Annotated in this window: 24 protein-coding genes; 17 read left to right on the forward strand and 7 right to left on the reverse strand. The window is 70.4% G+C overall.

The window, feature by feature from the left end; all coding sequences use genetic code 11:
- The first annotated feature begins 4 nt into the window (after positions 1–4).
- Together mmsA and mmsB are read left to right on the forward strand one after the other, a co-directional pair.
- Positions 5–1543: a multiple monosaccharide ABC transporter ATP-binding protein gene (gene mmsA / locus ACGFJ2_RS21980; protein WP_357939207.1), complete on the forward strand. Its 1539-nt coding sequence runs from the start codon at positions 5–7 to the stop codon at positions 1541–1543.
- Entirely contained in the window at positions 1540–2802 is a 1263-nt protein-coding gene (gene mmsB, locus ACGFJ2_RS21985) for a multiple monosaccharide ABC transporter permease (RefSeq protein ID WP_393470888.1), read from the forward strand. Before mmsA ends, mmsB begins: the two co-directional genes overlap by 4 nt.
- Positions 2803–2807: 5 nt before the next feature.
- Here mmsB and ACGFJ2_RS21990 read toward each other — a convergent pair whose 3' ends face one another.
- On the reverse strand, positions 2808–3629 hold the full coding sequence (locus tag ACGFJ2_RS21990; protein ID WP_393470891.1) for a PaaX family transcriptional regulator C-terminal domain-containing protein: 822 nt from the start codon (positions 3627–3629) through the stop codon (positions 2808–2810).
- A 164-nt stretch (positions 3630–3793) separates the two neighbouring features.
- Between ACGFJ2_RS21990 and ACGFJ2_RS21995 the strand changes: the two genes are divergently transcribed.
- A complete protein-coding gene (locus tag ACGFJ2_RS21995; protein ID WP_393470894.1) occupies positions 3794–5278 on the forward strand; it encodes a long-chain fatty acid--CoA ligase in 1485 nt (494 codons plus the stop codon).
- Between the two features lie 24 nt (positions 5279–5302).
- Entirely contained in the window at positions 5303–5605 is a 303-nt protein-coding gene (locus ACGFJ2_RS22000; RefSeq protein ID WP_357939213.1) for a metalloregulator ArsR/SmtB family transcription factor, read from the forward strand.
- A gap of 59 nt (positions 5606–5664) precedes the next feature.
- Here the strand turns inward: ACGFJ2_RS22000 and ACGFJ2_RS22005 are convergent, their stop codons facing one another.
- The gene (locus ACGFJ2_RS22005; RefSeq protein ID WP_357939215.1) at positions 5665–6570 is read right to left on the reverse strand and encodes a hypothetical protein; all 906 of its coding nucleotides are present in this window, start codon (positions 6568–6570) and stop codon (positions 5665–5667) included.
- Between the two features lie 118 nt (positions 6571–6688).
- On the opposite strand from ACGFJ2_RS22005, the gene ACGFJ2_RS22010 reads away from it, so the two are divergent.
- Entirely contained in the window at positions 6689–7531 is an 843-nt protein-coding gene (locus ACGFJ2_RS22010) for a BTAD domain-containing putative transcriptional regulator (protein ID WP_393470898.1), read from the forward strand.
- On the opposite strand, the gene ACGFJ2_RS22015 is transcribed toward ACGFJ2_RS22010, so the two are convergent.
- Positions 7428–8420 (reverse strand): GlxA family transcriptional regulator, encoded by a 993-nt coding sequence (locus ACGFJ2_RS22015; protein WP_393470901.1) that lies wholly within the window; start codon positions 8418–8420, stop codon positions 7428–7430. The two genes, ACGFJ2_RS22010 and ACGFJ2_RS22015, sit on opposite strands and share 104 nt — an antisense overlap.
- Positions 8421–8491: 71 nt before the next feature.
- On the opposite strand from ACGFJ2_RS22015, the gene ACGFJ2_RS22020 reads away from it, so the two are divergent.
- Together ACGFJ2_RS22020 and ACGFJ2_RS22025 are read left to right on the forward strand one after the other, a co-directional pair.
- On the forward strand, positions 8492–8806 hold the full coding sequence (locus tag ACGFJ2_RS22020; protein ID WP_393470904.1) for a cupin domain-containing protein: 315 nt from the start codon (positions 8492–8494) through the stop codon (positions 8804–8806).
- Between the two features lie 19 nt (positions 8807–8825).
- The gene (locus ACGFJ2_RS22025; protein ID WP_393470907.1) at positions 8826–9269 is read left to right on the forward strand and encodes a protein-tyrosine phosphatase family protein; all 444 of its coding nucleotides are present in this window, start codon (positions 8826–8828) and stop codon (positions 9267–9269) included.
- 9 nt (positions 9270–9278) lie between these two features.
- Here the strand turns inward: ACGFJ2_RS22025 and ACGFJ2_RS22030 are convergent, their stop codons facing one another.
- The 3 genes from ACGFJ2_RS22030 to ACGFJ2_RS22040 form a co-directional block, all read right to left on the reverse strand.
- Positions 9279–9872 (reverse strand): DUF305 domain-containing protein, encoded by a 594-nt coding sequence (locus tag ACGFJ2_RS22030; protein WP_393470909.1) that lies wholly within the window; start codon positions 9870–9872, stop codon positions 9279–9281.
- 111 nt (positions 9873–9983) lie between these two features.
- Positions 9984–11147 carry a pyridoxal phosphate-dependent aminotransferase gene (locus ACGFJ2_RS22035; RefSeq protein ID WP_393470912.1) on the reverse strand — a complete coding sequence of 388 codons (1164 nt, stop codon included), beginning with the start codon at positions 11145–11147 and terminating at the stop codon, positions 9984–9986.
- A 115-nt stretch (positions 11148–11262) separates the two neighbouring features.
- The gene (locus ACGFJ2_RS22040) at positions 11263–12687 is read right to left on the reverse strand and encodes an FG-GAP-like repeat-containing protein (RefSeq protein ID WP_393470915.1); all 1425 of its coding nucleotides are present in this window, start codon (positions 12685–12687) and stop codon (positions 11263–11265) included.
- A 108-nt stretch (positions 12688–12795) separates the two neighbouring features.
- On the opposite strand from ACGFJ2_RS22040, the gene ACGFJ2_RS22045 reads away from it, so the two are divergent.
- Genes ACGFJ2_RS22045 through ACGFJ2_RS22090 form a run of 10 tightly spaced genes read left to right on the forward strand, consistent with a single transcriptional unit; the run spans position 12796 to position 23065 of the window.
- A complete protein-coding gene (locus ACGFJ2_RS22045) occupies positions 12796–13563 on the forward strand; it encodes a GntR family transcriptional regulator (protein ID WP_393470918.1) in 768 nt (255 codons plus the stop codon).
- Between the two features lie 51 nt (positions 13564–13614).
- Positions 13615–14901 carry an extracellular solute-binding protein gene (locus ACGFJ2_RS22050; RefSeq protein ID WP_393470921.1) on the forward strand — a complete coding sequence of 429 codons (1287 nt, stop codon included), beginning with the start codon at positions 13615–13617 and terminating at the stop codon, positions 14899–14901.
- Entirely contained in the window at positions 14898–15815 is a 918-nt protein-coding gene (locus tag ACGFJ2_RS22055) for a carbohydrate ABC transporter permease (protein WP_393470924.1), read from the forward strand. The genes ACGFJ2_RS22050 and ACGFJ2_RS22055 overlap by 4 nt, the downstream gene beginning before the upstream one ends.
- Positions 15812–16612, forward strand: a complete 801-nt coding sequence (locus tag ACGFJ2_RS22060; protein ID WP_357939237.1) for a carbohydrate ABC transporter permease — start codon at positions 15812–15814, stop codon at positions 16610–16612. Before ACGFJ2_RS22055 ends, ACGFJ2_RS22060 begins: the two co-directional genes overlap by 4 nt.
- Positions 16609–18609: a GH36-type glycosyl hydrolase domain-containing protein gene (locus ACGFJ2_RS22065; RefSeq protein ID WP_393470927.1), complete on the forward strand. Its 2001-nt coding sequence runs from the start codon at positions 16609–16611 to the stop codon at positions 18607–18609. Before ACGFJ2_RS22060 ends, ACGFJ2_RS22065 begins: the two co-directional genes overlap by 4 nt.
- A complete protein-coding gene (locus ACGFJ2_RS22070; RefSeq protein WP_358200782.1) occupies positions 18606–19460 on the forward strand; it encodes an ROK family protein in 855 nt (284 codons plus the stop codon). Before ACGFJ2_RS22065 ends, ACGFJ2_RS22070 begins: the two co-directional genes overlap by 4 nt.
- Positions 19457–20221, forward strand: coding sequence for an SIS domain-containing protein (locus tag ACGFJ2_RS22075; protein WP_357939243.1), 765 nt, complete (start codon positions 19457–19459; stop codon positions 20219–20221). Before ACGFJ2_RS22070 ends, ACGFJ2_RS22075 begins: the two co-directional genes overlap by 4 nt.
- Positions 20218–20910, forward strand: coding sequence for an SDR family oxidoreductase (locus ACGFJ2_RS22080; RefSeq protein WP_358200800.1), 693 nt, complete (start codon positions 20218–20220; stop codon positions 20908–20910). Before ACGFJ2_RS22075 ends, ACGFJ2_RS22080 begins: the two co-directional genes overlap by 4 nt.
- Entirely contained in the window at positions 20907–22124 is a 1218-nt protein-coding gene (locus ACGFJ2_RS22085) for an FAD-dependent oxidoreductase (RefSeq protein WP_357939247.1), read from the forward strand. The genes ACGFJ2_RS22080 and ACGFJ2_RS22085 overlap by 4 nt, the downstream gene beginning before the upstream one ends.
- On the forward strand, positions 22121–23065 hold the full coding sequence (locus ACGFJ2_RS22090) for a phosphotriesterase (RefSeq protein WP_393470932.1): 945 nt from the start codon (positions 22121–22123) through the stop codon (positions 23063–23065). Before ACGFJ2_RS22085 ends, ACGFJ2_RS22090 begins: the two co-directional genes overlap by 4 nt.
- On the opposite strand, the gene ACGFJ2_RS22095 is transcribed toward ACGFJ2_RS22090, so the two are convergent.
- Positions 23062–23889, reverse strand: a complete 828-nt coding sequence (locus ACGFJ2_RS22095) for an alpha/beta hydrolase (protein WP_357939251.1) — start codon at positions 23887–23889, stop codon at positions 23062–23064. The two genes, ACGFJ2_RS22090 and ACGFJ2_RS22095, sit on opposite strands and share 4 nt — an antisense overlap.
- Positions 23890–23892: the final 3 nt, after the last annotated feature.

Consider the following 23892-nt stretch of genomic DNA (forward strand, 5'->3'; position numbering starts at 1 on the left):
CGTCATGACTGATGACATCCTGCGGATGCGCGGGATCACCAAGACCTTCCCCGGAGTAAAGGCGCTGCAAGACGTCAACCTGTCCGTACGACAGGGCGAGATCCACGCGATCTGCGGCGAGAACGGCGCGGGCAAGTCCACGCTCATGAAGGTGCTGTCGGGCGTCTACCCGCACGGTTCCTATGAGGGCGAGATCTTCTTCGAGGGAGATCCGTGCCGGTTCGCCGACATCCGTGACAGCGAGCACCGCGGGATCGTCATCATCCACCAGGAGCTGGCCCTGTGCCCGCAACTGTCCATCGCCGAGAACATCTTCCTCGGCAACGAGCAGGCCACTCGCGGCCTGATCGACTGGAACCGGACGAACCACGAGGCGGGTGAGCTGCTGAACCGGGTCGGGCTGCGGGAGAACCCCGTCTCGCTCATCTCCGACATCGGGGTCGGCAAGCAGCAACTCGTGGAGATCGCCAAGGCGCTGTCCAAGCGGGTGCGCCTGCTCATCCTCGACGAGCCGACCGCGGCGCTCAACGACGAGGACTCGGCGCACCTGCTCGACCTGCTGCGCGGCCTGCGTGACGAGGGCATCACCTGCGTGATCATCTCGCACAAGCTCAACGAGGTCATCGACATCGCCGACTCGATCACCATCCTGCGCGACGGCCGGACGATCGAGCGGCTCGACATGGTCACCGACCACGTCACGGAGGACCGCATCATCTCCGGCATGGTCGGCCGCGCCCTGGAGCACCGCTTCCCGCCGCACGAGCCGAACGTCGGCGAGGAGGCGCTGCGCATCGAGGACTGGACGGTGCACAGCCCGGCCCAGCGGGGCCGGGTGGTGGTCTCCAACGCCAGCCTCACCCTGCGCAAGGGCGAGATCGTCGGCCTGGCGGGGCTCATGGGGGCCGGTCGTACGGAGCTGGCCATGAGCGTCTTCGGCCGCTCCTACGGCACCGACATCTCCGGCCGCATCTACAAGAACGGCCGGCAGATAGAGATCAAGTCGGTGCAGGACGCGATCCGCCACGGCATCGCGTACGCCACCGAGGACCGCAAGAGGTACGGCCTCAACCTGATCGAGGACATCAAGCGGAACGTCTCCGCCGCCGCGCTCGGGAAGCTGGCCCGCCGTGGCTGGGTCAACGACAATGAGGAGCACCAGGTCGCCGAGGGGTTCCGCAAGAGCATGAACATCAAGGCGCCCAGCGTGCTGAGCGTCACCGGCAAGCTCAGCGGCGGCAACCAGCAGAAGGTCGTCCTGTCGAAGTGGATCTTCACGGACGCCGACGTGCTCATTTTGGACGAACCGACCCGGGGCATCGACGTCGGGGCCAAGTACGAGATCTACTCGATCATCAACCAGCTCGCCGACGACGGTAAGGCCATTCTGGTCATCTCATCGGAGCTGCCGGAACTCCTGGGCCTGTGCGACCGGATCTACGCGCTGTCGGCCGGCCGGATCACCGGTGAGGTCCCGCGCGAGGAGGCCACGCAGGAGGGCCTCATGCAGTACATGACGAAAGGACAGGACGAGATCCGATGAGCAGCAGTACCTCATCCACCGCCGCGGGGCCGGCGCCCACCGGGCAGGAGCCGCCTCCGCCGCGGGAAGCGGGCAAATCATCGTGGCTGTCGTTCAACGTACGGCAGAGCGGGATCTATGTCGCGTTCGCGCTGATCGTCGTGCTGTTCGCCTTCCTCACCAAGGGGGCGCTGCTCCAGCCGCAGAACATCTCCAACATCATCGTCCAGAACTCCTACATCCTGATCCTGGCCATCGGGATGATCCTGATCATCATCGCCGGGCACATCGACCTGTCGGTGGGCTCCGTCGTGGCCGTCACCGGGGCCATCGCCGCCGTGCTGATGGTCAACTACGGCGTGCCGTGGCCGCTGGCGCTGGTCATCACGCTGGTCGCGGGCGGGCTCATCGGCGCGTGGCAGGGGTTCTGGATCGCCTACTACGGCATCCCGGCGTTCATCGTGACGCTGGCCGGCATGCTGCTGTTCCGCGCGCTCACGCTGACCGTGCTGGGCAACCAGGGCATCGGGCCCTTCCCTGACGCCGTCCGTACGCTGTCGAACGGCTTCACCGACAGCTATCTGGGCAACATCGGGCTCGGCCCGCTGGGCGGCGCCGACCTGTTCAGCCTGCTGCTCGGTTTGGTGGCGGTGGCCGGCATGGCCGTCAGCCAGTGGCGCAGCCGGGTGGCCCGGCTGGGTTACCGCCAGAGCGTGGACCCCCTGCCGATCTTCCTGCTCCGCATCGCCGCGGCCGCCGCCGTCATCCTCGCCGTGGTGGTGCAGCTGGCCAGGTTCAAGAACCTGCCCTGGGTGCTGATCCTGCTCGCGGCGCTGGTGCTGGGTTACTCGCTGGTGACCAACCGCGCCGTGTTCGGCCGGCGGATCTACGCCATCGGCGGCAACCTGCAGGCGGCGCTGCTGTCCGGCATCAAGGTCAAGTCCGTCGTCTTCTGGATCTTCGTGAACATGGGCGTCCTGTCCGCGCTCGCCGGGATCATCTTCGCCGGCCGGCTGAACCAGGCGGGGCCCACGGCGGGTAACTCCTTCGAGCTGGACGCCATCGCGGCGGCGTTCATCGGCGGCGCGGCCGTACAGGGCGGCGTCGGCAAGGTGGTCGGCGCGGTGACCGGCGGTCTGATCATGGGCGTCATCAACAACGGCATGTCGCTGGTCGGCGCGCCGAGTGAGCGGGTCATGCTCGTCAAGGGCGCCGTCCTGCTGGCCGCGGTCGCCTTCGACGTGTGGACCAAGCGCCGGGCGGCTGCCGGCACCCGCTGATCGCTTCAGCTCACCTCGGCCGGGGTGAGCGCCAGTTCGTCCAGCACGGTGTCGGCCAGCGCCCTGGCGCTCGGCGCGTAGTCGCGGGCCAGGGCGCGGAACACCTGCTCGGCCCGGATCGCCGGCCAGTCCGCCGGCAGGTGTTCGGCCGGCAGGTGCGGGTCCTGGCGGACCAGCTGCAGCCAGTCGGTGTGCAGGAGGAGCTGCCGGGCCAGGTCGTCGGCCGCCGAGGGGAGCGGGCGCGGGGTGTCCCAGCGGTCGAGGAAGGCCCGGTAGCGGGCGGCGATCCGCTCGGTGCTGAACGCCTTGCGTACGAGGTCGGCCGTCTCGGTCGGCTCGAAGGCCCGCGCCGTCAGAACGGTGATGTGATCGCCGAGTTCGAGCGGGGCGAGGATGCCCGCGACGTCCTTGGCGCCCGGCGCGATCCACAGCCCGCTCTGCAGCAGCCCGAACCCGGCCCAGATGAGCTGGGAGCGGAGGTCGTGCCGGGTGCTGCGCCGGCTGTCGGGGATCGAGAAGCCCACCAGGGTCCAGGCGCCGTCCCAGTCGCGGTTGACCGCGCCGGTCTCCCAGACTCGGCGGCGCCCGTCGTCGAGCACCTCCGCCGCGTGCTCGGTGAGCCCGAAGTACATCCTGCGCCCCTGACGGTGCCGGGCCAGCAGGTTGCGCTTGACCATGCGGGTGAGCGTCGAGCGCACCGCCTCCTCGGTGACGCCGAGCCGGGCGAAGACGTCGATGACGCTGCCCGAATAGACGGCGGTGTCGCGCCCCAGCACGTAGACGCCGAGAAAGCTGAACATCAGGGACTGCGGACGGGCTGTCAGCACGTCTCCTTCGCCGAGCATCACAGCAAGAGGGTAGACGGATCCGTCACAGTCGGCAAAACTCTGACTCAGGTTGGGAAATTGCCGACCGACGCTGTTGACGGGCGTGATCGTGCTGCCTAGCCTCGCGATCACGGCGACTTACCGACGCGGGAGGCCGTACGCCCATGAACAACGCGGGAGTGGGAGGGTGGCCGGCTCGCCGGGCCCAGATGACGCCGGACCGTACGGCGTTCGTCTTCGAGGGGCGGGCGGTCACCTACGCCGAGGTGCACACGCGTACGACGAAGCTGGCCGCGCGCCTGCGCGAGGCCGGGGTGCGGCCGGGGGATCGGGTCGCCTACCTGGGCACCAACCACCCGGCTCTGGCGGAGACCATGTTCGCCACGCACCTGCTCGGCGGGATCTTCGTGCCGCTGAACTTCCGGCTGGCGGCGCCCGAGATCGCCTACATGCTGGGCGACTGTGAGCCGTCTGTGCTGATCCACGCGCCTGAGTGCGCCGAGGTGGTCGGGGCGCTTCCCGAGGTTCCGCCCTTGCTGGTGTCGGACTACGAGAGCTTTCTCGCCGAGGGTGATCCCGCGCCGATCGACGTACGCGTCGGGCTCGACGACATCGCGCTCATCCTCTACACCTCCGGCACCACGGGCCGGCCCAAAGGCGCCATGCTCAGCCACGCCAACCTGGTGTGGAACACCTACAACATGCTGATCGGCGTCGATGTCACGAGCGAGGAGATGACGCTGATCAGCGCACCGCTCTTCCACGTCGCGGCGCTGAACCAGACGTTGCTGCCCACCTTCGCCAAGGGCGGCTGCTCGGTGATCATGCCGTCCTGGGACGTGGACGGGTGCTACGACCTCATCGAGAAGCACGGCATCACCTGGATGTTCGGCGTCACCGCGATGTTCGCCGCGTTCGCCCGGTCGCCGCGCTGGGCCACGGCCGACCTCTCCTCGCTGCGCAACCTGATGTCGGGCGGCGCCCCCATCCCACCCGCGCTCATCCGCGTCTACCAGGAGCGGGGCCTGGTGTTCTGCCAGGGGTACGGGCTGACCGAGACGGCGCCGGGCGCGACCTTCCTGGAGGCCGGGCAGAGCGTGCGCAAAGTGGGCTCGGCCGGGGTGCCGGTGTTCTTCGCCGACGTACGCGTGGTCCGGCCCGATCTCACCGACGCCGCCGTCGGCGAGCGGGGCGAGGTGCTCGTCCAGGGGCCCAACGTGACCCCCGGCTACTGGCAGAACCCCTCCGCGACCGCGGCGGCGTTCGCGGAGGGCGACTGGCTGCGCTCGGGCGATGTCGGGACGTTCGACGCCGAGGGGCACCTGTACATCGTGGACCGGGTCAAGGACATGTTCATCTCGGGCGGGGAGAACGTCTATCCGGCGGAGGTGGAAGGCGTCCTCTTCGAGCACCCGGCGGTGGCCGAGGTCGCCGTGGTCGGGGTGCCGGACGAGACATGGGGCGAGGTCGGTCGGGCGTTCGTGGTCGGCGGGGCGGCGGTGACCGCCGACGAACTGCGGGAGTTCCTCGACGGGCGGCTGGCCAGGTACAAGATCCCGCGCTACTTCGACCTGGTGGACGAGCTGCCCCGGACCGGGTCGGGCAAGATCCAGAAGGCCCGGCTGCGAGACCGGCCGCTGGACAGCTAGTTAGCTAATTGCCACAATGCCCTGGTGCTGGATGTGGACCTGGTCAAGGCGCTGGCCAACGACAAGCGGCTGCTGATCCTCGAGTGGCTGCGCGAGCCCGAACGGCACTTCCGGCCGCAGCGTGACGGCGACCTGGTCGAGGACGGGGTCTGCTCGCTGTTCATCGCGGAGAAGCTCGGGGTGAGCCAGCCGACCTGCGGCGGGCATCTGAAGGTGCTCAGCGGGGCGGGGCTGGTGCGCGGGAAGAAGATCAAGCAGTGGGTGTTCTACCGGCGTAACGAGGATCGCATCGCGGCCGCCAAGGAGGCGCTGGGCGGCGATTGGTGATTCCCACGCGGACTGTGGTGCCGTGCACACGAGCCCATGGTTCGTGTGCACGGCACCCGTTACGGGCAGGGGACGATCTGCTCGGCCCGGCCGCCGACCTGGACCCAGTTGGTGCCCGAGCCGGTCCACTTGTAGACGGCTCTGCGGTCAGGGCTCAGGCCGTAGATGTCACCGTTGGTGACCGCCCAGTCCCAACCGGGGCCGCCGACGAGCTGCCAGGCGTAGGGCGTGTTGAGGTAGCGCCAGATGCTGCCGCGGTCCGGGGTGGTGGCGAACAGGCCGAAGCCGCCGCCGTACAGCCAGTTGGCCGGGCCGCCGATCTGGGTCCAGTCGGTGCCGGCGCCGTTCCACTTGTACACGCCGCTGCGGTCAGGGGCGAGGCCGTAGAGGGCGTTTTTGGTGACGGACCAGGTAAGGCCGGGGCCGCCCACGTTCTGCCAGAGGTTGGGCGAGTTCAGGTAGCGCCAGATGCCGCTGCGGTCCGGGGAGGTGGCGAACAGGCCGAAGCCGCCGCCGTACAGCCAGTTGGCCGGGCCGCCGATCTGGGTCCAGCTGGTGCCGGCGCCGTTCCACTTGTACACGCCGCTGCGGTCAGGGGCGAGGCCGTAGAGGGCGTTTTTGGTGACAGACCAGGTAAGGCCGGGGCCGCCCACGTTCTGCCAGAGGTTGGGCGAGTTCAGGTAGCGCCAGATGCCGCTGCCGTCGGGCGACGTGGCGAACAGGCCGAAGCCGCCGCCGTACAGCTTCCCTGCGGGCCCGCCGATCTGCGTCCAGCTGGTGCCATCGTCGTCGTAGCGCCACACGCCCGCGCTCCCCGGGGAGAGCGCGCAGATGGTGTGGGCGACGGCGGCGGAGGCCGGTGTCGCCACCAGGCCCACCATGGCCATGACCAGGGCGAAGAGCCCGGCGATTGTCCTGATTATGCGTGTCCTGGCCGACAGGCCGGGTTTGACGGTCACCCTCATGTTGATCCCTCCTGGGTGGAAACTCCGTCAGGGTGCCATCACGGGCTGTAATGGAGCTCCAACCAGGCTGGAACGGGGTATGAGACGACGGGGGCTGGTGGTGCGGAAGGGGACAGGCATGCGGGTGAGACTGCTGGGGCCGGTGGACGTGCTGGTGGACGACGTCCCGCGAAGGGTGAGGGGGCTTCGCCGCACGGCCGTGCTCGCCGCGCTGGCGCTGCGGCCCGGTGCCGTGGTCAGCGTCGATCTCCTGGTCGAGGCGGTCTGGGGTACGACGGCGCCGGCCTCGGCCGCCACGACCGTGCAGTCCCACGTCTCCTACCTGCGCGGCGTGCTCGGCCGCCGGGAGGCGATCACGGCCCGCCGGCCCGGTTACCTGCTGGACCTCGGCGAGCGGGAGGCCACCGACGTCCAGACCGCCGAGCGCCTCATCCGGCAGGGAATGGAGACCGGGGCGCCGGACGTGCGGGCCGACCGCCTGCGGGCCGCGGTGGCGTTGTGGCGGGGCGCGCCGCTGGCCGAACTGGCCGGGCTGGCCTGGTTCGACGAGCAGGCCCAGCGGCTGGAGCAGTTGCTGCTGGAGGCGCGCCATGCCCTCATCGACGCGCGGCTGGCCCTCGGGCAGGATCGGCAGCTCGTCCCCGAGCTGACGGACCTGAGCAGGCAGCATCCGCTCCACGAACAGGTGCACGCGCAGCTGATGCTCGCGCTGTACCGGGCCGGTCGGCAGGGTGAGGCGCTGGCCGTCTACCAACGGCTGCGCCGCACCCTGGTCGACGAGCTGGGCATTCAGCCCAGCCAGCCGCTGCGGGAGCTGGAGGTGGCCGTGCTGAGACAGGATCCCGTCCTGGACCGGCCTATTCCGGCCGCACCCGCGCACTTGAGGCCGGTGGCTCGGTCCGCGTGCGCAGGTGGAAGGCGCGCCGGTAGGCGGCGGGGGTGGTGCGCAGGGCGTCGTTGAAGCGGCGGCGGAGGTTCGTGGCCGAGGAGAGGCCCACCCGGGCGGCGATCGCGTCCACGGACAGGTCCGTCTCCTCCAAGAGCGCCCGCGCCCCGGCGATCCGCTGGGCGAGCACCCACTGCCCGGGGCTGGTGCCGAGCTGGGCGGTGAACATCCGGGCCAGCGTCCGGGTCGACACACCGCCGCGGGCCGCAAGGTCGTCGACGGTCAGTGGCTCGCCGAGCCGCTCCGCCGCCCACTCCAGCAGGGGCGCGAGCGAGTCGGGCGCCCGGCCGCGCGATGGCGCGATGGCGTACTGGAGCTGCCCGCCCTCCCGGTGCGGCGGCATGACCATGTGGCGGGCCACCTTCGCGGCGTAGGCGGCGCCGTGGTCGGTCCGTACGAGGTGCAGGCACAGGTCGATCCCCGCGCTGGTGCCGGCGCTGGTGGCGACGTCGCCATGGTCCACGTAGAGCACGTCGGGATCGACTGGGACGGCGGGGAAGCGTTCCGCGAGCTCGGCCGCCAGCCGCCAGTGTGTCGTGGCCCGCCGTCCGTCGAGCAGCCCGGCCTGCGCCAGGACGAACGCGCCCGAGCAGATGGCGGCGATCCGCGCGCCGCGCCGGTGCGCTTGGCGGAGCGCGGAGAGTACGGCCCCCGAGGCCGTGCGGGTCTGCCAGCCGGGGATGACGACCGTGTCGGCGCTCTCCAGCGCGGCCAGGCCCTCGGTGACCGTGATCGAGTAACCGGCCAGGGTGGGCACCGGCCCCGGCGTCTCGGCGCAGACGCAGAAGTCGTAGGGGCGGGCCAGGCCGGGCCGTACGGTGGCGAACACCTCTGCGGCGCAGCTCAGCTCGAACGTCGCCTGGGGCGGGCTGGCCAGCGCGACGACGCGATGCTCTGATGACATGGCAGAAAAGTACTCCATGACGTCTTTTCTGGCACTGGGTGGATGCCCGTCGCGCTCGCCAGGATGGCGGCATGGAAACGGACCGGCAGGCATTGCACATCGACGACGTGGAGCCGGTGGAGGTGGCGCCCGGCATCATCAGGCGGCGGCTCACCGCGACCGGGCTGGCGCGGGGCTGGCTCATCGACTTCGCCCCCGGCACGCAGTGGCCCGAGGTGGACGTACACGAGGGGGAGGAGCGTTACTACGTGCTCAGCGGCGAGGTGATCGAGGGCGAGACGCGGTACAGGGAGGGAAGCTACGTGGTGTTCGCCGCGGGCAGCCGTCACCAGCCGCGGACCGAGACGGGGGCGCGCATGCTCGGTATCAACCTCCTGGTCGGCTGAGAGGGGCAAAAATGGGGACATGACCGACTCGCAGCTTGTGGGAGCGATCCGCCTCCCCGATGGAACCTATGTTCGCGGCCGTGGCCTGTTGGACGCGCCGCCTACCGGGCCCGCCCCCGACTACGGCCTCTACCTGGGAACCTCGAAGTTGCGGCGGCGTGGCGGGGCCGGGCTGTCGTGGCCGCACGACTGGATCGACTGGCCGGACTTCCTGCTGCCGCGCGACCGCGACGGCGCGGTCGGCCTGATCCGCTCGTTGCACGAGCAGGCCAAGGCCGGTCGCCAGGTGGAGGTGGCCTGTGGACATGGCGTCGGCCGTACCGGCACTGTCATCGCCTGCCTGGCCGTACTGTCCGGGCTGTCCCCGGCTGAGGCGATCACCTGGACACGGGAGCACCACAACCGGCGGGCGGTCGAGACCCCGTGGCAACGCAGGTGGGTGACACGCTTCCCGGTGGGATGAGCGTCCGGCTCAGAGGCGGTCGACGATCGTCTGGAGCTGGGCGACCTCGTCCCGCTGGTGGGTCGCCATGTGCGTGGCCACCTTCTTGACCTTGGGGTCGGCCCCCTCAGCCTCCTGGGTACGGACCATCTCGATCGCGCCGTTGTGGTGCACGATCATGTGCCGGGCGAACAGCTTGTCGAACTTCTTGCCCTTGGCCTTCCTGAGCTGCTCCATGGCTTCCTCGGAGATGAGACCCGGCATCTCATGACCCACATGGCTGGACATTTCGGGCTTGTTCCACGCCGTCAGCCAGCCCTTCATGGTCTGGATCTCCGGCTCCTGGGAGGCCTTGATCTTCTCGGCGAGCTCCGTGACCTCGATGTCGCTCGCGCGGGACGGCGCCAGGCCGGCCATCTCCACCGCCTGCTCGTGGTGCGGGATCATCATCTGCATGAACATGACGTCGGCGTCGTTGAACACGACCGACGGTGACGCGGCCGACGTGGCGGCGCCGAGCGCGCCGCCCGCTCTGCCGTCCTGGCCGGTCATGTCGTTGCCGCCGCACGCCGTGAGCAGGGCGAGTGTGCCCGTGGCGGCGGTGTAGGAGATCTTGCGTTTCATGCGCACCGCGACGCGGTCCCTTCTCGGTCCAGTCGGCTTACTGGGTAGGGCCGGGTGCCGCGCCCGGGTGGACGGGCGCGGCACCACGAATGTGGGGTTTCCGCCGGTGAGTCAGGCGGACAACGGGTTCACGGCTCGATGGTGCAGGCCGGTGACGGGGATCTCGTGCAGGCTGCCGGAGTACAGATACTGGGTCATGCCGACCAGTAAGCGCCGTACGTCCTCCTGCGGCCGGACCACCAGGCGAAGGAACTGGCTGGTCGTGCCCAGCTTGTTGCCGCACTCGCGGACGTACACACCGTGCTCGGACAGCAGGTGGTCGCGCAGCGGCACCCCGTCATGTCCCGGGGGCAGCTTCACCAGCAGAAAGTTGCCCTGCGAGGCGTAGACGGTCAGCTCCGGCATCGCGCTGAGCTGGTGGAACATCGCCCGCCTGTCCTGGGCGAGCCGCCTGAGGCTCTCCTGGTACTCGGGTCGGCACTGCTTCATCATGAACACCACGACCTCGGCGAACGAGTTGAGGTTCCACTTGGGCAGCGCGTCGCGTATCTTCCCGGCCAGCGCCGGGTTGGCGACCATGTAGCCGAACCGGATGCCGTGCAGCCCGAAGTTCTTGCCCAGGCTGCGGAGCACGATCACGTTGGGCCGGACCGCGGCCTCCGCGGCCACGCCCGGATACGGCTCGGCGTCCACGAACTCGCCGAACGACTCGTCGACGATCACCAGGTCCAGGTCGATGAGCAGGTCGAGCAGGCGCCTGACCTCGTGCTTGGGCAGGTACCCGCCGTCGGGGTTGTTGGGGTTGCAGATCACCGCCACGCGGGAGCCGCGCATGCGGACGAAGCGCACGAAATCATTGACGTCGAGGCCGAAATTGTGGCCCTCCATCAGCGGGTACATGTCGACCCGCTTCCCGGTCTCCATGGGCTGGTCGGTCCAGCGGCCGAAGGTGGGGATCGGCACCGCCAGGCTCTCCTTCACCAGCAGGTGGTCGATCCAGGTGATCAGCTCGGTGGATCCGTTTCCCATCGCGACCGTCTTGGGGTGGAGCCCGAGGGTGGAGCAGAGCTCCGCGGTGATCGTGTCCGCGTCGCTCGGATAGAACTTAAGGATCGTCTCCAGGTTCCTCCCGAGATGCTCGAATATTTCCGGGGTCGGGAAGTAAGGGTTACACGGGATGCAGAAGTCCACCGGGGCAAGCTGTCCCGATGATCCGCGCAGCAGTGAGAAGTACGAAGGGCTGTGCGCCTGCGCTCGCAAAAGGCTGAGCTCCACGACACCTCCTGGGGCACGTGTCCGGACGTGAGTAGGTACGCGGGGCTTTGGAAGTCGGTTCAGCCGAAACTGATCTTTCGGACCGCGCCTACGCCGGGGCAGCTCGCTGTCGGCCCTATTTGGCGGACCACATTCCCAGGTGGGAGCCCGTGTCGGACGCCTGGATGGCGGCCGGGTCGAACGAGAGGGCGCCATCGGTGGTCAAGCCGCCGGGTGAACCGGGCAGCACCCACGCCGCGCCGGTCTTCACAGCTTCGCCGTCTTCTCCGGGGGCGCCCACGCCGAGGTCGGCGCGGCCGTCGCCGTCAAGGTCGCGCAGGCTGACGGAGGCGCCGAACCGGTCCCCGTCTTCGGCGGTCCCCGGGATGCCCGGACTGGCCTGGGTGAACAGTCGCGCCCCGGTCGGGCCGCTCCTGCCGCCTCTGAGCAGCAGCACGGCGCCGCCGCCGGCCTTGCCGGGTACACCCGCGGCGATGTCGGCGTATCCGTCGCCGTCCACGTCCCCGGCGGCCAGGTCGAAGCCGAACTGGTCACCTCGCGCGCCGCTCCCCGGCACGCCGGGGCTGTCCTGGGTGAAGGTGCGGGTACGGCGGCCGGGGCCGTCCGGCGAGCCGTACAGGACCTTGATGGTGCCTTTGTCGGCCTTCAGGGTGTCGACGAAGCCGCTGGGGATGACGCGCAGCACCAGGTCGCCGTAGTGGTCGCCGTCGAGGTCGCCCACAGTGCCAGTGGCGGCGGCGTCCAGCCGGCTCGGCCGCCCGGCGAGCCCCTGCGGGCCGCCCTTCCAGAACAGGGACGGCTCGGCCGTCTCCTCCCAGGCGTGCGTAGTGACCAGGTCGTCCTTGCCGTCGCCGGTCAGGTCGCCGGCGACCAGCCTGGTCGGCTGCTCGTAGGTCCCGTCCAGGACGACCTTGCGGGCCGGGCGGCCGTCACGCGGGAACGGGCCGTGGAAGACGTTCACCAGCCCCCGCTCGCTGGTGGCGGCCAGGTCGTCCTTGCCGTCGCCGTCGAAGTCGCCGACCGCCAGCTCCCGGCCCTCGGTACGGTCGACCAGGTCCGGCGGGACGTCGGTGCGCGGGGGGTCGACCAGCGGGGTGCCCAGCGCCAGCCCGTCCTTGCCGCCCCACAGCAGGGTGACGAACCGCCGGTCCAGCTCGAAGGGGTTGTACGAGCCGACTGCCAGGTCGGTGTAGCCGTCGGCGTCGAAGTCACCGGCGGCGGTGCGGGCCCCGAACGCGTCCCCGGCCACGGGATCGCCCGCCACATTGGAGCTGTCGAGGTGCAGGATCCGGCGCCGAGCGGGATCTACGCCCCCAGCCGCGCCATACAAGATGGCGATATATCCGGCTTTGAGGATGTGGCCGACCGTGCCCGCCGGGGCCGAGACCGCGTAGTCCTCGAAACCGTCACGGTTGAAGTCGACCTTGGCGGTGGTGCTTGGCAAGGTCGCAGCGGAGCGGGAGTTGTCCTCGTGGGGCCGGGATTCCGCGCCGCCCAGCACGAGAGACGCGCAGATCACCGTACACATGACGCCCCGCACAGACCCTCCACCGGCGCTCGACCTCAGCACGATACACAACGAGTGGTTGACACCATCCGGGTCGAGCGGAAAAGATACGGTCGTCCGTACAACTTAGGACGTGAGCGTATGACCGACTGGGAACGCCGGCTGGCCCTCGACCCGTCAGCCGTGGTGCCGCTCTACTACCAACTGCGCGAGCGCCTGAGGGCGGCCATCCGCGACTGCGAGCCCGACACGCCCATCCCCGCCGAGAAGGACCTCATGGCGTACGCGGGCGTGAGCCGGGCGACGGCCCGCCGGGCGATCGGCGACCTGGTGCAGGAGGGCCTGCTGGTGGCCAGGCAGGGCAGCGGCACCTACACCGCGCCGCTGGCCGTGGCCCCCGAGCTGGGGGCGGGCCCGGTCGGCTTCACCGAGACGATGGCGCGGCTCGGCCGCAGGCCGACGACGCAGGTGCTCAAGGCCCATCTGCAACAGGCGGGCGCCGAGGTCGCCGTGGCGCTCGGTGTCAGGGAGACGGAGCAGATCGTCTTCGTCGAGCGGCTGCGGCTGCTCGAAGGCGCGCCCTGCATGCTGGAGAGCGCCCACCTGCCCGCCGAACTGGTGCCCGGCATCCTCGACGAGGACCTGACCGGCTCGCTCTACGACCTGCTGCGGGTGAAGTACGGACTGTCCCCCGCGAGCGGCAGGGAGACGATCGGCGCGGTCAACGCCGACTACCGGCTCGCCGAGTTGCTGCGCGTCCCCATGGCCGCGGCCCTGCTCGCGACCGCCCGCAACACGTGCACCGAGAGCGGTGTCGCGCTCGAATACACCATCCGCCACGCGCGCGGCGACTTCGCCGTGTTCTCCGTGGAGCTCAACGACGCCAAGAACGCCCTGATGGGCCAGTAACCCCCCAAACAGTCATCTACCTGGACGGCATCGCCGTTCCGGAGGTTGAGCATGTCCATGATGACCCGGCGCAACTTGCTCAAGACCGCCGCACTGACCACGGCGTCCGGCCTGCTGGCCGCCTGCGGCTCCGATCCGGTGGCCACGGTGCCCGCCGACGGGGTGCCGCGCGGGAAGATCTCCGTCTGGCTGCACCAGACCAAGGCGTACGACGCGGTGTTCACCCCGCTGCTGCGCAGCTACATGCAGGAGTTCGGCGGCGTCGACATCACCCCGCTCTACGTGCCCGTGGACAAGCTCGACGCCAAGCTGCTGACCGCCTTCGCCGGTGACGTGCCGCCGGACCTGTTCAGGATCGGCGGCTGGACCATCCCGGGTCACGCGCGCAAGGGACGGCTGGCCCCGATCATCCCCAAGGCCATGGGCGTGGCCGACGAGAAGGCGCTGGTCCAGGACTACGACGAGCACGCGATCAGCTCGCTGTCGTACGAGGGCAGGCTCTACGGCGTCCCCACCGACTACACGATCTGCTACCTCTACTACCGCAAGGACAGGTTCGCGGCAGCCGGCCTGGATCCGGACAAGCCGCCCACGACCTGGGAGGAGGTCGCCGAATACAGCAAGCGGCTGACCTCGGCCGACGGCAAGAAGGTGGGCCTGCAGTGGATCCTGGGCAATCCGCAGTGGACGCTGATGCAGCTGCTCGCCCTGGTCAAGGGGAAGGGCGGCACGATACTCAGCCCCGACGCCGCCAAGGCGACGCTGGCCACTGACGCGGGGGTCGAGGCGCTGCGCTACTACGGGAGCCTGGGCAACCCGAAGCTGTCGAGCCCGCTGTCCGGCTTCGGGCTGTTCGCCACCGGCGAGGCGGCCATGCTGGTCTCCGGGCTGTTCGCGATGGACCTGTTCCCCACATTGAATCCCAAGCTGACGTTCGGCGACGTCTTCGACATCGCGCCGATGCCGCGCTGGGACGCGGGCAAGCCGGTCGCCCCGGCCTACACCTGGGGCTGGGCGGTGGCCAAGCAGTCGAAGCTGCCGTACACCGCCTGGCACTTCGTCGACTACCTCCAGCGCCAGGACGTCGCGGCCAAGCAGCTCAAGGACGCCAGCATTCTCACCCCGGTCAAGGGCTGGGAGAAGTTGTCGGGCGCCGACCAGAAGGCGCTGGACATCATGGCGGACGCGGCCCCGTACGCCGACTTCGGCCCGCAGACGCCGGTGTGGAACGAGATGGCCAAGGCGCTGACCGACGCGGCCGACGCGGTGGCCTTCGGCAAGAAGACGCCCGAGCAGGCGGCGGCGGACTTCGACCAGGCCATGCGGATGACGCTGTGACGGTCTCCTTACGACTGGTGCCGCCCGTCACGCAGGTCTCGGGCAAGGGCCAGCGGTGGGCGGAGGCGTGTACCGGCGGCCTGCTGGCCCTCCCCGCGGCGGTCTACTTCCTGGTCTTCTGGCTCGTGCCGTTCGTCGCGGCCGTGTATCTCAGCTTCACCAGCTACGACTTCGCCGGGACGCCCGAATGGACCGGCCTGGACAACTACCGCAGGATGCTCGGCGACCCCGGCTTCTGGAACTCGGCCCGGGTCACCGCCCTCTACACGATCGGCTCCGTGGTCCCGTCGATCGTGCTCGGCCTGGCGATAGCCGTACCGCTGAGCAAGCCGGGCCGCTACAACGCCTTCCTCCGCGGGCTGGTCATGATCCCGGCGGCGATGCCGCTGGTGGCCACCTCGATGGTGTGGTCGGTGATCTTCGCCGACAAGGGCCTGGCGAACGCGCTGATCGGGCTCGTCGGAGCGGAGCCGAAGCCGTGGCTGACCGACGAGGGGCTCGCGCTCTGGGCCCTGGTGATCATGACGACGTGGAAGCACCTCGGGCTGTTCGTGATCATCCTGACCGCCGGGTTGCAGGGGTTGCCGCTGAGCGTGTTCGAGGCGGCCGCGCTCGACGGTGCCGGTCCGATACGGGTCTTCTACCGCATCACGCTCCCGCTGCTGCGCCGCACGCTGCTGTTCGTGCTGGTCATCGCGGTGGTCGGGGCGATGCAGTCGTTCGTGCCCGCCTTCCTGCTCACCAAGGGCGGCCCGGCGGGCGCCACCGAGGTGCTGCCGCTCTACCTGTGGGCGACCGGCTTCGGGTTCGAGCGCATGGGCTACGCCTCGGCCATCGCGATGGTCCTGCTGGTGGCCATGCTGGCGCTCTCGCTCGTGCAGTTCAGGGTGCTCAGGGGAGGCGATGACGGGTGAAGGTGGTCCGCAACACGATCCTGACCCTGGTCGTGGCCGTGCTGCTGCTGCCGGTGTACGCGATGTTCGCGGTCTCGTCCGCGTCGGACGCGACCGATCTCGGCGGGTTCGGCTTCGACGTCTCCCAGCTGGGCGCGCACGTCTCGCAGCTGTTCGACCAGGGCGGCTTCCCCGTCTACCTGCGCAACAGCCTGATCCTCGCGCTCGGCATCGGCGTCCTCGAAGTGATCTTCTCCTCGGCCGCCGGATACGCGCTCGCGCAGCTCAGGTTCCCCGGCAGCCGGGTGCTGTTCGCGGTCATCGTGGGGACGCTGTCGCTGTCGCCGATCGTGGTGCTCGTGCCGATGTACCTCATCGTCAAGCAGCTGGGCTGGATCAACTCCTACCAGGGGATGATCGTGCCGTTCATGATGAGCGCGTTCGGGGTGTTCCTGGTCCGCCAGTTCGCCCTGGCCCTGCCGCATGAGCTGCTGCTGTCGGCGCGGGTGGACGGCGCGAGCGAGTTGCGGATCTTCCTCCGCATTGGAGTGCCGCTGCTGCGGCCCGCCCTGCTCACGCTCTTCCTGCTGCAGTTCCTCGCGCAGTGGGACAACCTGCTGTGGCCGCTCATCGTGGCCAACGATCCCGGCCTCTGGCCGCTGCCCGTGGGGCTCTCGCAGCTCCAGACGGAGTACGACTTCAGCATCGGCCTGGTCAGCACCGCGGCCCTGATCACGGCGGTGCCGCCGCTGGTGCTGATGTTCCTGCTGCAGCGCTACTACGTGGCGGGGCTGACCTTGGGAGGGGTACGGAAATGAGCGCGTTCGGCGCATGGACCACCGCGTACGGGCTGCCCGCCTTCGCCTACACGACGGACCAGGAGAGCGACCCGCGCGCGGAGTGGGATCCCGTCCTGGACCCGCTCACCCGGCGGCACTTCGTCCATGTCGGGAACCGGCGGATCACGCTGGTCGCGGACAACTACGGGCTCAGCGACCTGTTCGACGAGCACACCGGGCTGCTGTGGCTCACCCGTGGCACCGGCGTGACGCGCGTCGGCACCCTTTCCACCGATATTTCGACATCGGAGCGGATCTTCGGGCCGACGTTCGCGATCGTCCGGGTCGCCGACGACCGCGTGGCGCTGGACCGCACGGTGCTGTGCCCCGAGGGCGAGCACCCGTGGGTGCTGATCCGGCTGCACGTGCGCAACCTGCTGGACGAGCCGGTACGTCTGGAGCTGACCGAGGAGTGGACGGCCGGGGCGGCCCGGGTCGAGCTCATCAGCGGCGCGAAGCCGACCGAGGATCCCGGGCTGGAGCTGGAGCTCGTCGGCGGCCCCAGGACCAGGTCCGGCCGCTTGGCCGTACCCCTGGAGCTGGCGGCGGGCGGACAGCGCCTGCTGGAGCTGAGATATGGGCTGCTGGACGACGAGACGGACGGCCGAGTTGGCGAGGTGACGGGGGCGTTCGCGAGCAGCCTCGCCGCGCTGCGCGAGCGGCTGCCGCGGGCGGTCGCGGCGCGGGCGCCCGCGGCCGAGCGGGAGGTCCCGTGGCACGCGGCGCTGCTGACCGGCGCGGCCTGCGCCGACGGCGTGCTCGGCGGGCACACCCTCGACCAGGGCTCGTGCTACTCCTTCCGGCACGGCTTCAACGGCGCCGCGCGCGACCCGCTCCAGCACGCCCTGCCGCTGGTGTACATCGAGCCGGAGCTGGCCCTGTCCGTGCTGCGCAACACCTGCGCCTGGGGCGGACCCGACGGTGACCTGCCCTATGCGCTCGGACCGGACAAGCAGCCATGGACCGACCTGTTCCGGCCCTCGGACCAGAACCTGTGGGCCCTGTGGCTGGCGGCCGAATACCTGAGCGCGACGGGCGACCTGGCGGCCTTCGGCGACCCCGTGTCGTACCACCCGGTCCATGGGGCGGCGCCGGTGTCGCTCGGCGCGAACCTGCGCCGGCAGTTCAGGTTCCTCACCGACGTGGTGGGCCGGGGAGAGCACGGCCACCTGCGGATACTGAACGCCGACTGGAACGACATGGCCATCACCGAGAGCGGGGTGGACCGCGAGTTGATGATCTCCCACGGCGAGTCGGTCCTGAACTCCGCCATGGCCGCCTGGGTCCTGCCCCGCTACGCGGTCCTGGCCGAGCGGCTCGGCGACCACGCCACCGCGGCCGAGGCCCGCAAGCTCGGCGAGGAACTGCGCGAGCTGGTGGCGGGGGAGTGGAACGGCCGATGGTACCGGCGCGCGTACGGCCCGGGAGCCATCGTCGGGGAGTCCGACCTGTGGCTGGAGGTGCAGCCTTGGGCGATTCTGTGCGGCGCCGCTCCTCCTGAGCGGGCTGTGGAGCTGTTGCACACGATCGAGCGGACCTCCGCCGCCGATTCGCCGCTGGGCGCCCGGCTGCGCTGGCCCGACAAGGGCGCTTACGGCCCCGGCGGGGTCGGCACGATCTGGTACGCGATCAACATGACGCTGATCTGGGCCGCCGCCGAGCACGCTCCCGAGCTCGGCTGGCAGTGGTGGCGCCGGATGTCCCTGGCCGCCCATACGGCTGCCTATCCGGACGTATGGGAAGGCACGCTGTCCGGCCCCGACGCCTACCTCGCGCCCGAGACCGAGCGGCCGGGACGCACCTGGGACCTGGCCGACGTCGGCGTGGCCATGCAGGCGTACCCCGTCGCCAACCTGCACAGCCACTCCCAGCCGCTGCTGGCCTACCTGCGGCTGCTCGGTGTCGAGCCGTTCCGCCCGGTCGCGGTGCCCGAGGACGCCGGGTTCGCCTCGCGGGTCCTGAGGGTCGGGCTGTGACGCGGCTCGGGATCGACGTCGGCGGCACGTACACCAAATGGGTGGTTTTGGAGGGCGAGAGGGTGGTCGGCGAGGGCACCGTCCCCACGCCGCCGGACCCCGACGAGACGATGACGTTCGTGGCCTCGCTTGCCGCCCACCGGGTGGAGAGCATCGGGATCGGGCTGCCCGGCCACGTGGACCGCGACACCGGGACCGCGCTGTTCGTGCCGAACCCGCCCGGTGACTGGGACGGCTATCCGGTCGGCTCGCGGCTGGGCGCCCTGACCGGGGCGCCGGTGACCGTGGTCAACGACGCCCGCGCGTTCGGGCTCGCCGAGCTGCTCCTCGGGGCGGCTCGCGGGCTGCCCGACGTGCTGTTCGCGGTGCTCGGGACCGGGGTGGGCGGGGCGGTGGCGCTGCGCGGCGGGATACTCGTCGGCCCGCGCGACAATCTCGGCGAGATCGGGCACGTCACGGTCTCCCCCTGGGGGCCGGTGTGCTGCTGCGGCAACCGGGGCTGCGTGGAGACGTTCGCCGGCGGGCCGGGCATCGTGCGGGCCTTCGGCTCCGGCTCGCCCAAGGAGGTCGCCGAGGCCGCCAGGACGGGCGACGGGCGGGCGCTGGGCGTGCTGTCCAGGGCGGGCTGGGCGCTCGGTATCGCGCTGGGCGACGCGGCGGCGTTCTTCGGCGTCGGCACGGTGGTCGTGGGCGGCGGGATCTCCGGCGCGCTCGATCTCATGCGATCCGCCCTGGACAAGGAACTTGAGCGGCGACGTCCGCTCATCGGGGAAATCGCGGTGCTACCCGCCGTACTCGGCCCGATGGCCGGGGCGATCGGTGCCGCGCTCTACGGGAGGAGATCTGGATGAAATGGATACGGCGCGCGATGGACCTGCTCGGCGAGATCGAGCGGACACAGGAGGACGCGCTCGCCGCGGCCGCTCGGACGGCCGCCTCGGCCATCGGCGGCGGGGGCGTGGTGCACACGTTCGGGACCGGACATTCGCGGATGGGTGTGGAGGAGATGTTCCCCCGCTACGGCTCCTATCCCGGCTTCCACCCCATCGTGGACCTGTCGACGACGTTCTACACGCAGGTGGCCGGGTCGAACGGGATGCGGCAGGCGATGTTCATCGAGCGGGTCGAAGGGCTCGCCGACGCCATCCTGGCCAACTTCGAGCTGCGGCCGACCGACGCGGCCATCGTGTTCAGCGTCAGCGGCCTGAACGCCGTGCCGATCGAGATGGCGATGGGGCTGCGCAAGGCGGGACTGCCCGTGGTGGCCGTCACGTCGATGCGGGAGACCACGGCCGTCGAGCCCGGTCACCCCAGCGGGACCCGGCTCGCCGACCACGCCGACGTGGTGATCGACCTGTGCACCCCGGTCGGCGACGCGCTGTGCTCCGTCGACGGGCTGGCCGAGCCGGTCGGTCCTGGCAGCACGCTGGCCGCGGTCTCCGTGGTCAACGAGATCAAGGTCCGTACCGCCGAACTGCTCGTCGCGGGCGGCTGGGTCCCGCCGGTCATCTCCAGCGCCAAGCTCGTCGGCGGCCCGCGCTCGGAGGAGCTGTTCGAGGCCGCCTACCTCGAACACGCCCGCCGCGCCGCCGCGGTGCTCAGGAAACCATGAGCGCCGTACTGGTGGCCGGCTCGGACGGCGGCATCGGCCGGGCCTGCGTGGCGGCGGTCGAGGCCACCGGCGGGGCCGCCTTCGGCGTGGACCTGGCCGGCGGGATCGACATCACCACGCCGGGGCACGCGGAGAAGGCCCTGGCCCAGGCGACGGCCGCGCACGGGCAGATCTCCGGAGTCGTGCACGCGGTCGGCATGTCGGGCCGCTCGCTCGGCGACGGCGGCGTGGTCGAGTGCACCGACACGGCGTGGCACGAGGTGCACCGGGTCAACCACGAGTCGGTGTTCCGGCTGCTGCGCGCGGCGATCCCCGCGATGCGGGAGGGCGGGTCGATCGTGGTGATCGGCTCGGCGCTGGCCTCGTCGCTCGACGACGACTTCCGCACCGTGGCCTACGCCTCGGCCAAGGGCGCGCTGATCCCGCTGATCAGGACCGCGGCCCGCGAGGCGGCGCCGCACGGTGTGCGGGTCAACCTGATCTCGGCCGGGCTGGTGGCCACGCCGATGAGCCGCCGCGCCCAGACCTCCGAGGCGATCAAGGCCAAGCTGCCGTCGCTGATGCCGCTCGGCGCCGAGCTGTGCCAGCCGGAGGAGGTCGCCCAGGCCGTGCTGTGGCTGCTGTCGCCGTCGTCCGGACGGACCACGGGCGCGGTCATTCCCGTCGACGGAGGGTGGCACCTGCGATGAACGTCCTGTGGGAAGGCGATGTCGTGGTCGCGGGCGGAGGCAGCGCGGGGTGCGCGGCCGCCGTCGCGGCGGCGCGTGCCGGGGCGTCGTGCCTGCTGGTGGAGTCGGCGGGCTTCCTCGGCGGTACGGGTGCCGCGGTGCTCGACACCTTCTACGGCTTCTACGCCCCCGGCCCCGTCTCGCGGCGGGTCGTCGGCGGCGTCGGCTGGGAGGTGTGCGAGCGGCTCTTCGAGGCCGGGGCCGCCTTCGAGCGGCCCAACACCTACGGCGCGGGCACCGGGGTGACCTACGAGCCCGAGGAGCTCAAGCTGGTCTGGGACGAGCTGGTCCCGGACGCGCTCCTGCACGCCAGGGTCTGCGACTTCGTGCCGGGCACCGGCGTCGTCGTGGAGACCGTGGCCGGCCGGTTCCTGGTCAAGGCCCGGGTGGTGATCGACGCCACCGGGGACGCCGAGGTGGCCTGGCGGGCCGGGGCCACCCTCGAACGGCCCGGGATGCGGCTCCAGCCGATGACGGCCACGTTCCGGCTCGGCGGGGTCGATCTGTCCGCCACCAGCACGGCGGAGCTGCACGCGCTGATGGCCGACGCCGACCTGCCGAGGCGTGAGGGGTCCGTGCACCGGACCGTGAACGACGGGATCGTGCACACCAACCTCACGCGGGTGACCGGCCTCGATCCGACCGACCCGGTCGAGCTGGCGGAGGCCGAGCGGGTGGGGCGGCGGCAGGTCCGCGACTATGTCGCCTTCCTGCGGGCGAAGGTCCCGGGGTACGGCTCGGCCGTGCTGCTCAGCACGTCCGTACGTATCGGGGTACGGGAGTCACGCCGCCTGGTCGGACGATATGTCCTGACTTCTGATGATGTGTTGGCCGGGAGGGATTTTCCCGACACGATCGCGCGGTGCGGCGCGCCCATCGAGGACCACGACTCGGGGGCCGCCACCCGCTGGGAGTACGTCCACGACTTCGGCACCTATGGCATCCCTTACCGGTGCCTGCTCCCCGTCGAGGTAGACGGGCTGATCGTGGCGGGGCGCTGCCTGTCGGCCACGCACGACGCTCACGCCTCCGCCCGGTCCATGGGGCAGTGCATGGCGATGGGGCAGGCGGCGGGGACGGCCGCGGCGCTGGCCGTACAGGCCGGGGTGGAGCCCGCGGCGGTGGACGTGGAGCTGCTTCGCACGCGGCTGCGAGAAGAAGGAGCGCTTCTGTGACCGTCCGTACCGTGCTGGGAGATGTCGAGGAGCTTGGCATCACCTATGCGCACGAGCACCTGTTCATGACCGGTGGCTGGCCGGTGCGCAACGAGCCGGACTACCGGCTCGACTCCTTCGACGCGGCCGTGGTGGAGGTGACAGAGGCGCAGCGGCTGGGCCTTTCCGCGGTGGTCGAGATGACGCCGCTCGGCTTCGGCCGCAGTCCGTCCCTGATGAAGGAGCTGGCGGAGCGGACCGGGCTGCACGTGATCGCGGTGACCGGGTTCCACAAGAGCGGTTACTACAGCGACATGCACTGGATGCACCGCTACTCGGTCGACGAGATCACGGAGCTCCTCGTGGCCGAGATCGACCAGGGCATGGACGAATACGGGCTGGTGGGGCCGCTGGTGCGGCGGTCGTCGGCCCGTGCGGGCGCCATCAAGATCGCCACGGCGTACCACTCGTTCGGGCGCGGGGTGGCGCGGCTGGTCGGCGCGGTGGCCGCCGCCGCCCGGCGGACCGGGGTGCCGGTCGTCACCCATTGCGACAAGGGCACGATGGGACACGAGCTGCTCGACGCGCTGGCCTCTGAAGGGGTGGCGGCCGATCGGGTGGTGCTCGGGCACATCGACCACAATCCCGACGCCGGATATCTCGCCTCGTTGGCGGAGAGAGGGGCCTATCTGGCCTTCGACCGGCCGGGCCGCGTCAAGTACGGCCCGGACAGCGAGATCGTCTCGCTGGTCGCCGAGCTCGCCGAGCGCGGGCTGGGGGATCGGGTGCTGTTCGGGATGGACCTGGCGCGCAGGTCGTACTGGCCGAGCCTGGGCGGCGGGCCCGGCCTGACGTACCTTCTGGGGCGATTCGTGCCGCGGCTGGAGGCCGCGGGACTGGGCGAGGTGGCGAAGGCGGCGCTGATCGGCAACCCGCGCGCCGCCTTCGCGCTGCGCCGTTAGGGCAGGTTCTTCTCCACCTGGTTCTGCCAGTTGGCGTTGGTGTTGAGCTCCGGGGTGGTGCCGGCGAAGGCGCCCCTGGCGTAGGTGTCGCCCTGGAGCTGGTACATCAGCCAGGCCGTCACATAACCGAGGAAGCCGCCGCCCGTGCCCTGGATCGTGTTGTGGTCGGCGCCCTTGAGCTGCGCCTTCGCCGCCGCTCCCGGGACCTGGCCGTAGTACGTCTGGAGGGCCGAGTTGGGCGAGATGAGGGTGTCGTTGGCGCCGCTGACGAACAGCACCGGGCAGGCCAGCTGGTCGACATAGAACTTGTCCCCCGAGCCCACCCAGATGGGCGCGGGCAGCGCGATGGGGACGACGGTGTCGATCAGGCCGCCGGACTTGGTCGCGGTGTTCACCGAGCCGCCGGCGCCCTGGGAGTGGCCGACCGCGCCGACCTTCGTCACGTCGAGCTTGCCGTAGAAGACGCTGGAGCTGTCGGTGTTCCTGGCGATCAGGTATTGGGCGGCGGCGATCATCTCCGACCCGGTGCCGGTCGTGGTGTCGGTCGAGGCGACCACGGCGAAGCCCCAGGAGGCGAGCTGGTTGAGTAACCCGGAATACTGCGTGGGCACGGCGCCCGTGCCGTTGCCCCAGGTGATGATCGGATGCTTGACGCCTCCGGCGCCGAGGTCGGCCGGGTAGTAGAGCTTGTAACCCGGGGCGTCGGCGGTCGTGACCGCCCAGGGGCCCGCGACCTTGTAGTGCGCTTCGATGGTGTCCGCGGCCTGGGCCGGTCTGGCCATGATCCCCAGCAGGACCATGATGACGGCCACGACGAGCTTCATACA

It is taken from the genome of Nonomuraea sp. NPDC049028, assembly GCF_043197735.1.
In the GTDB taxonomy this organism is placed as follows: Bacteria; Actinomycetota; Actinomycetes; order Streptosporangiales; family Streptosporangiaceae; genus Nonomuraea.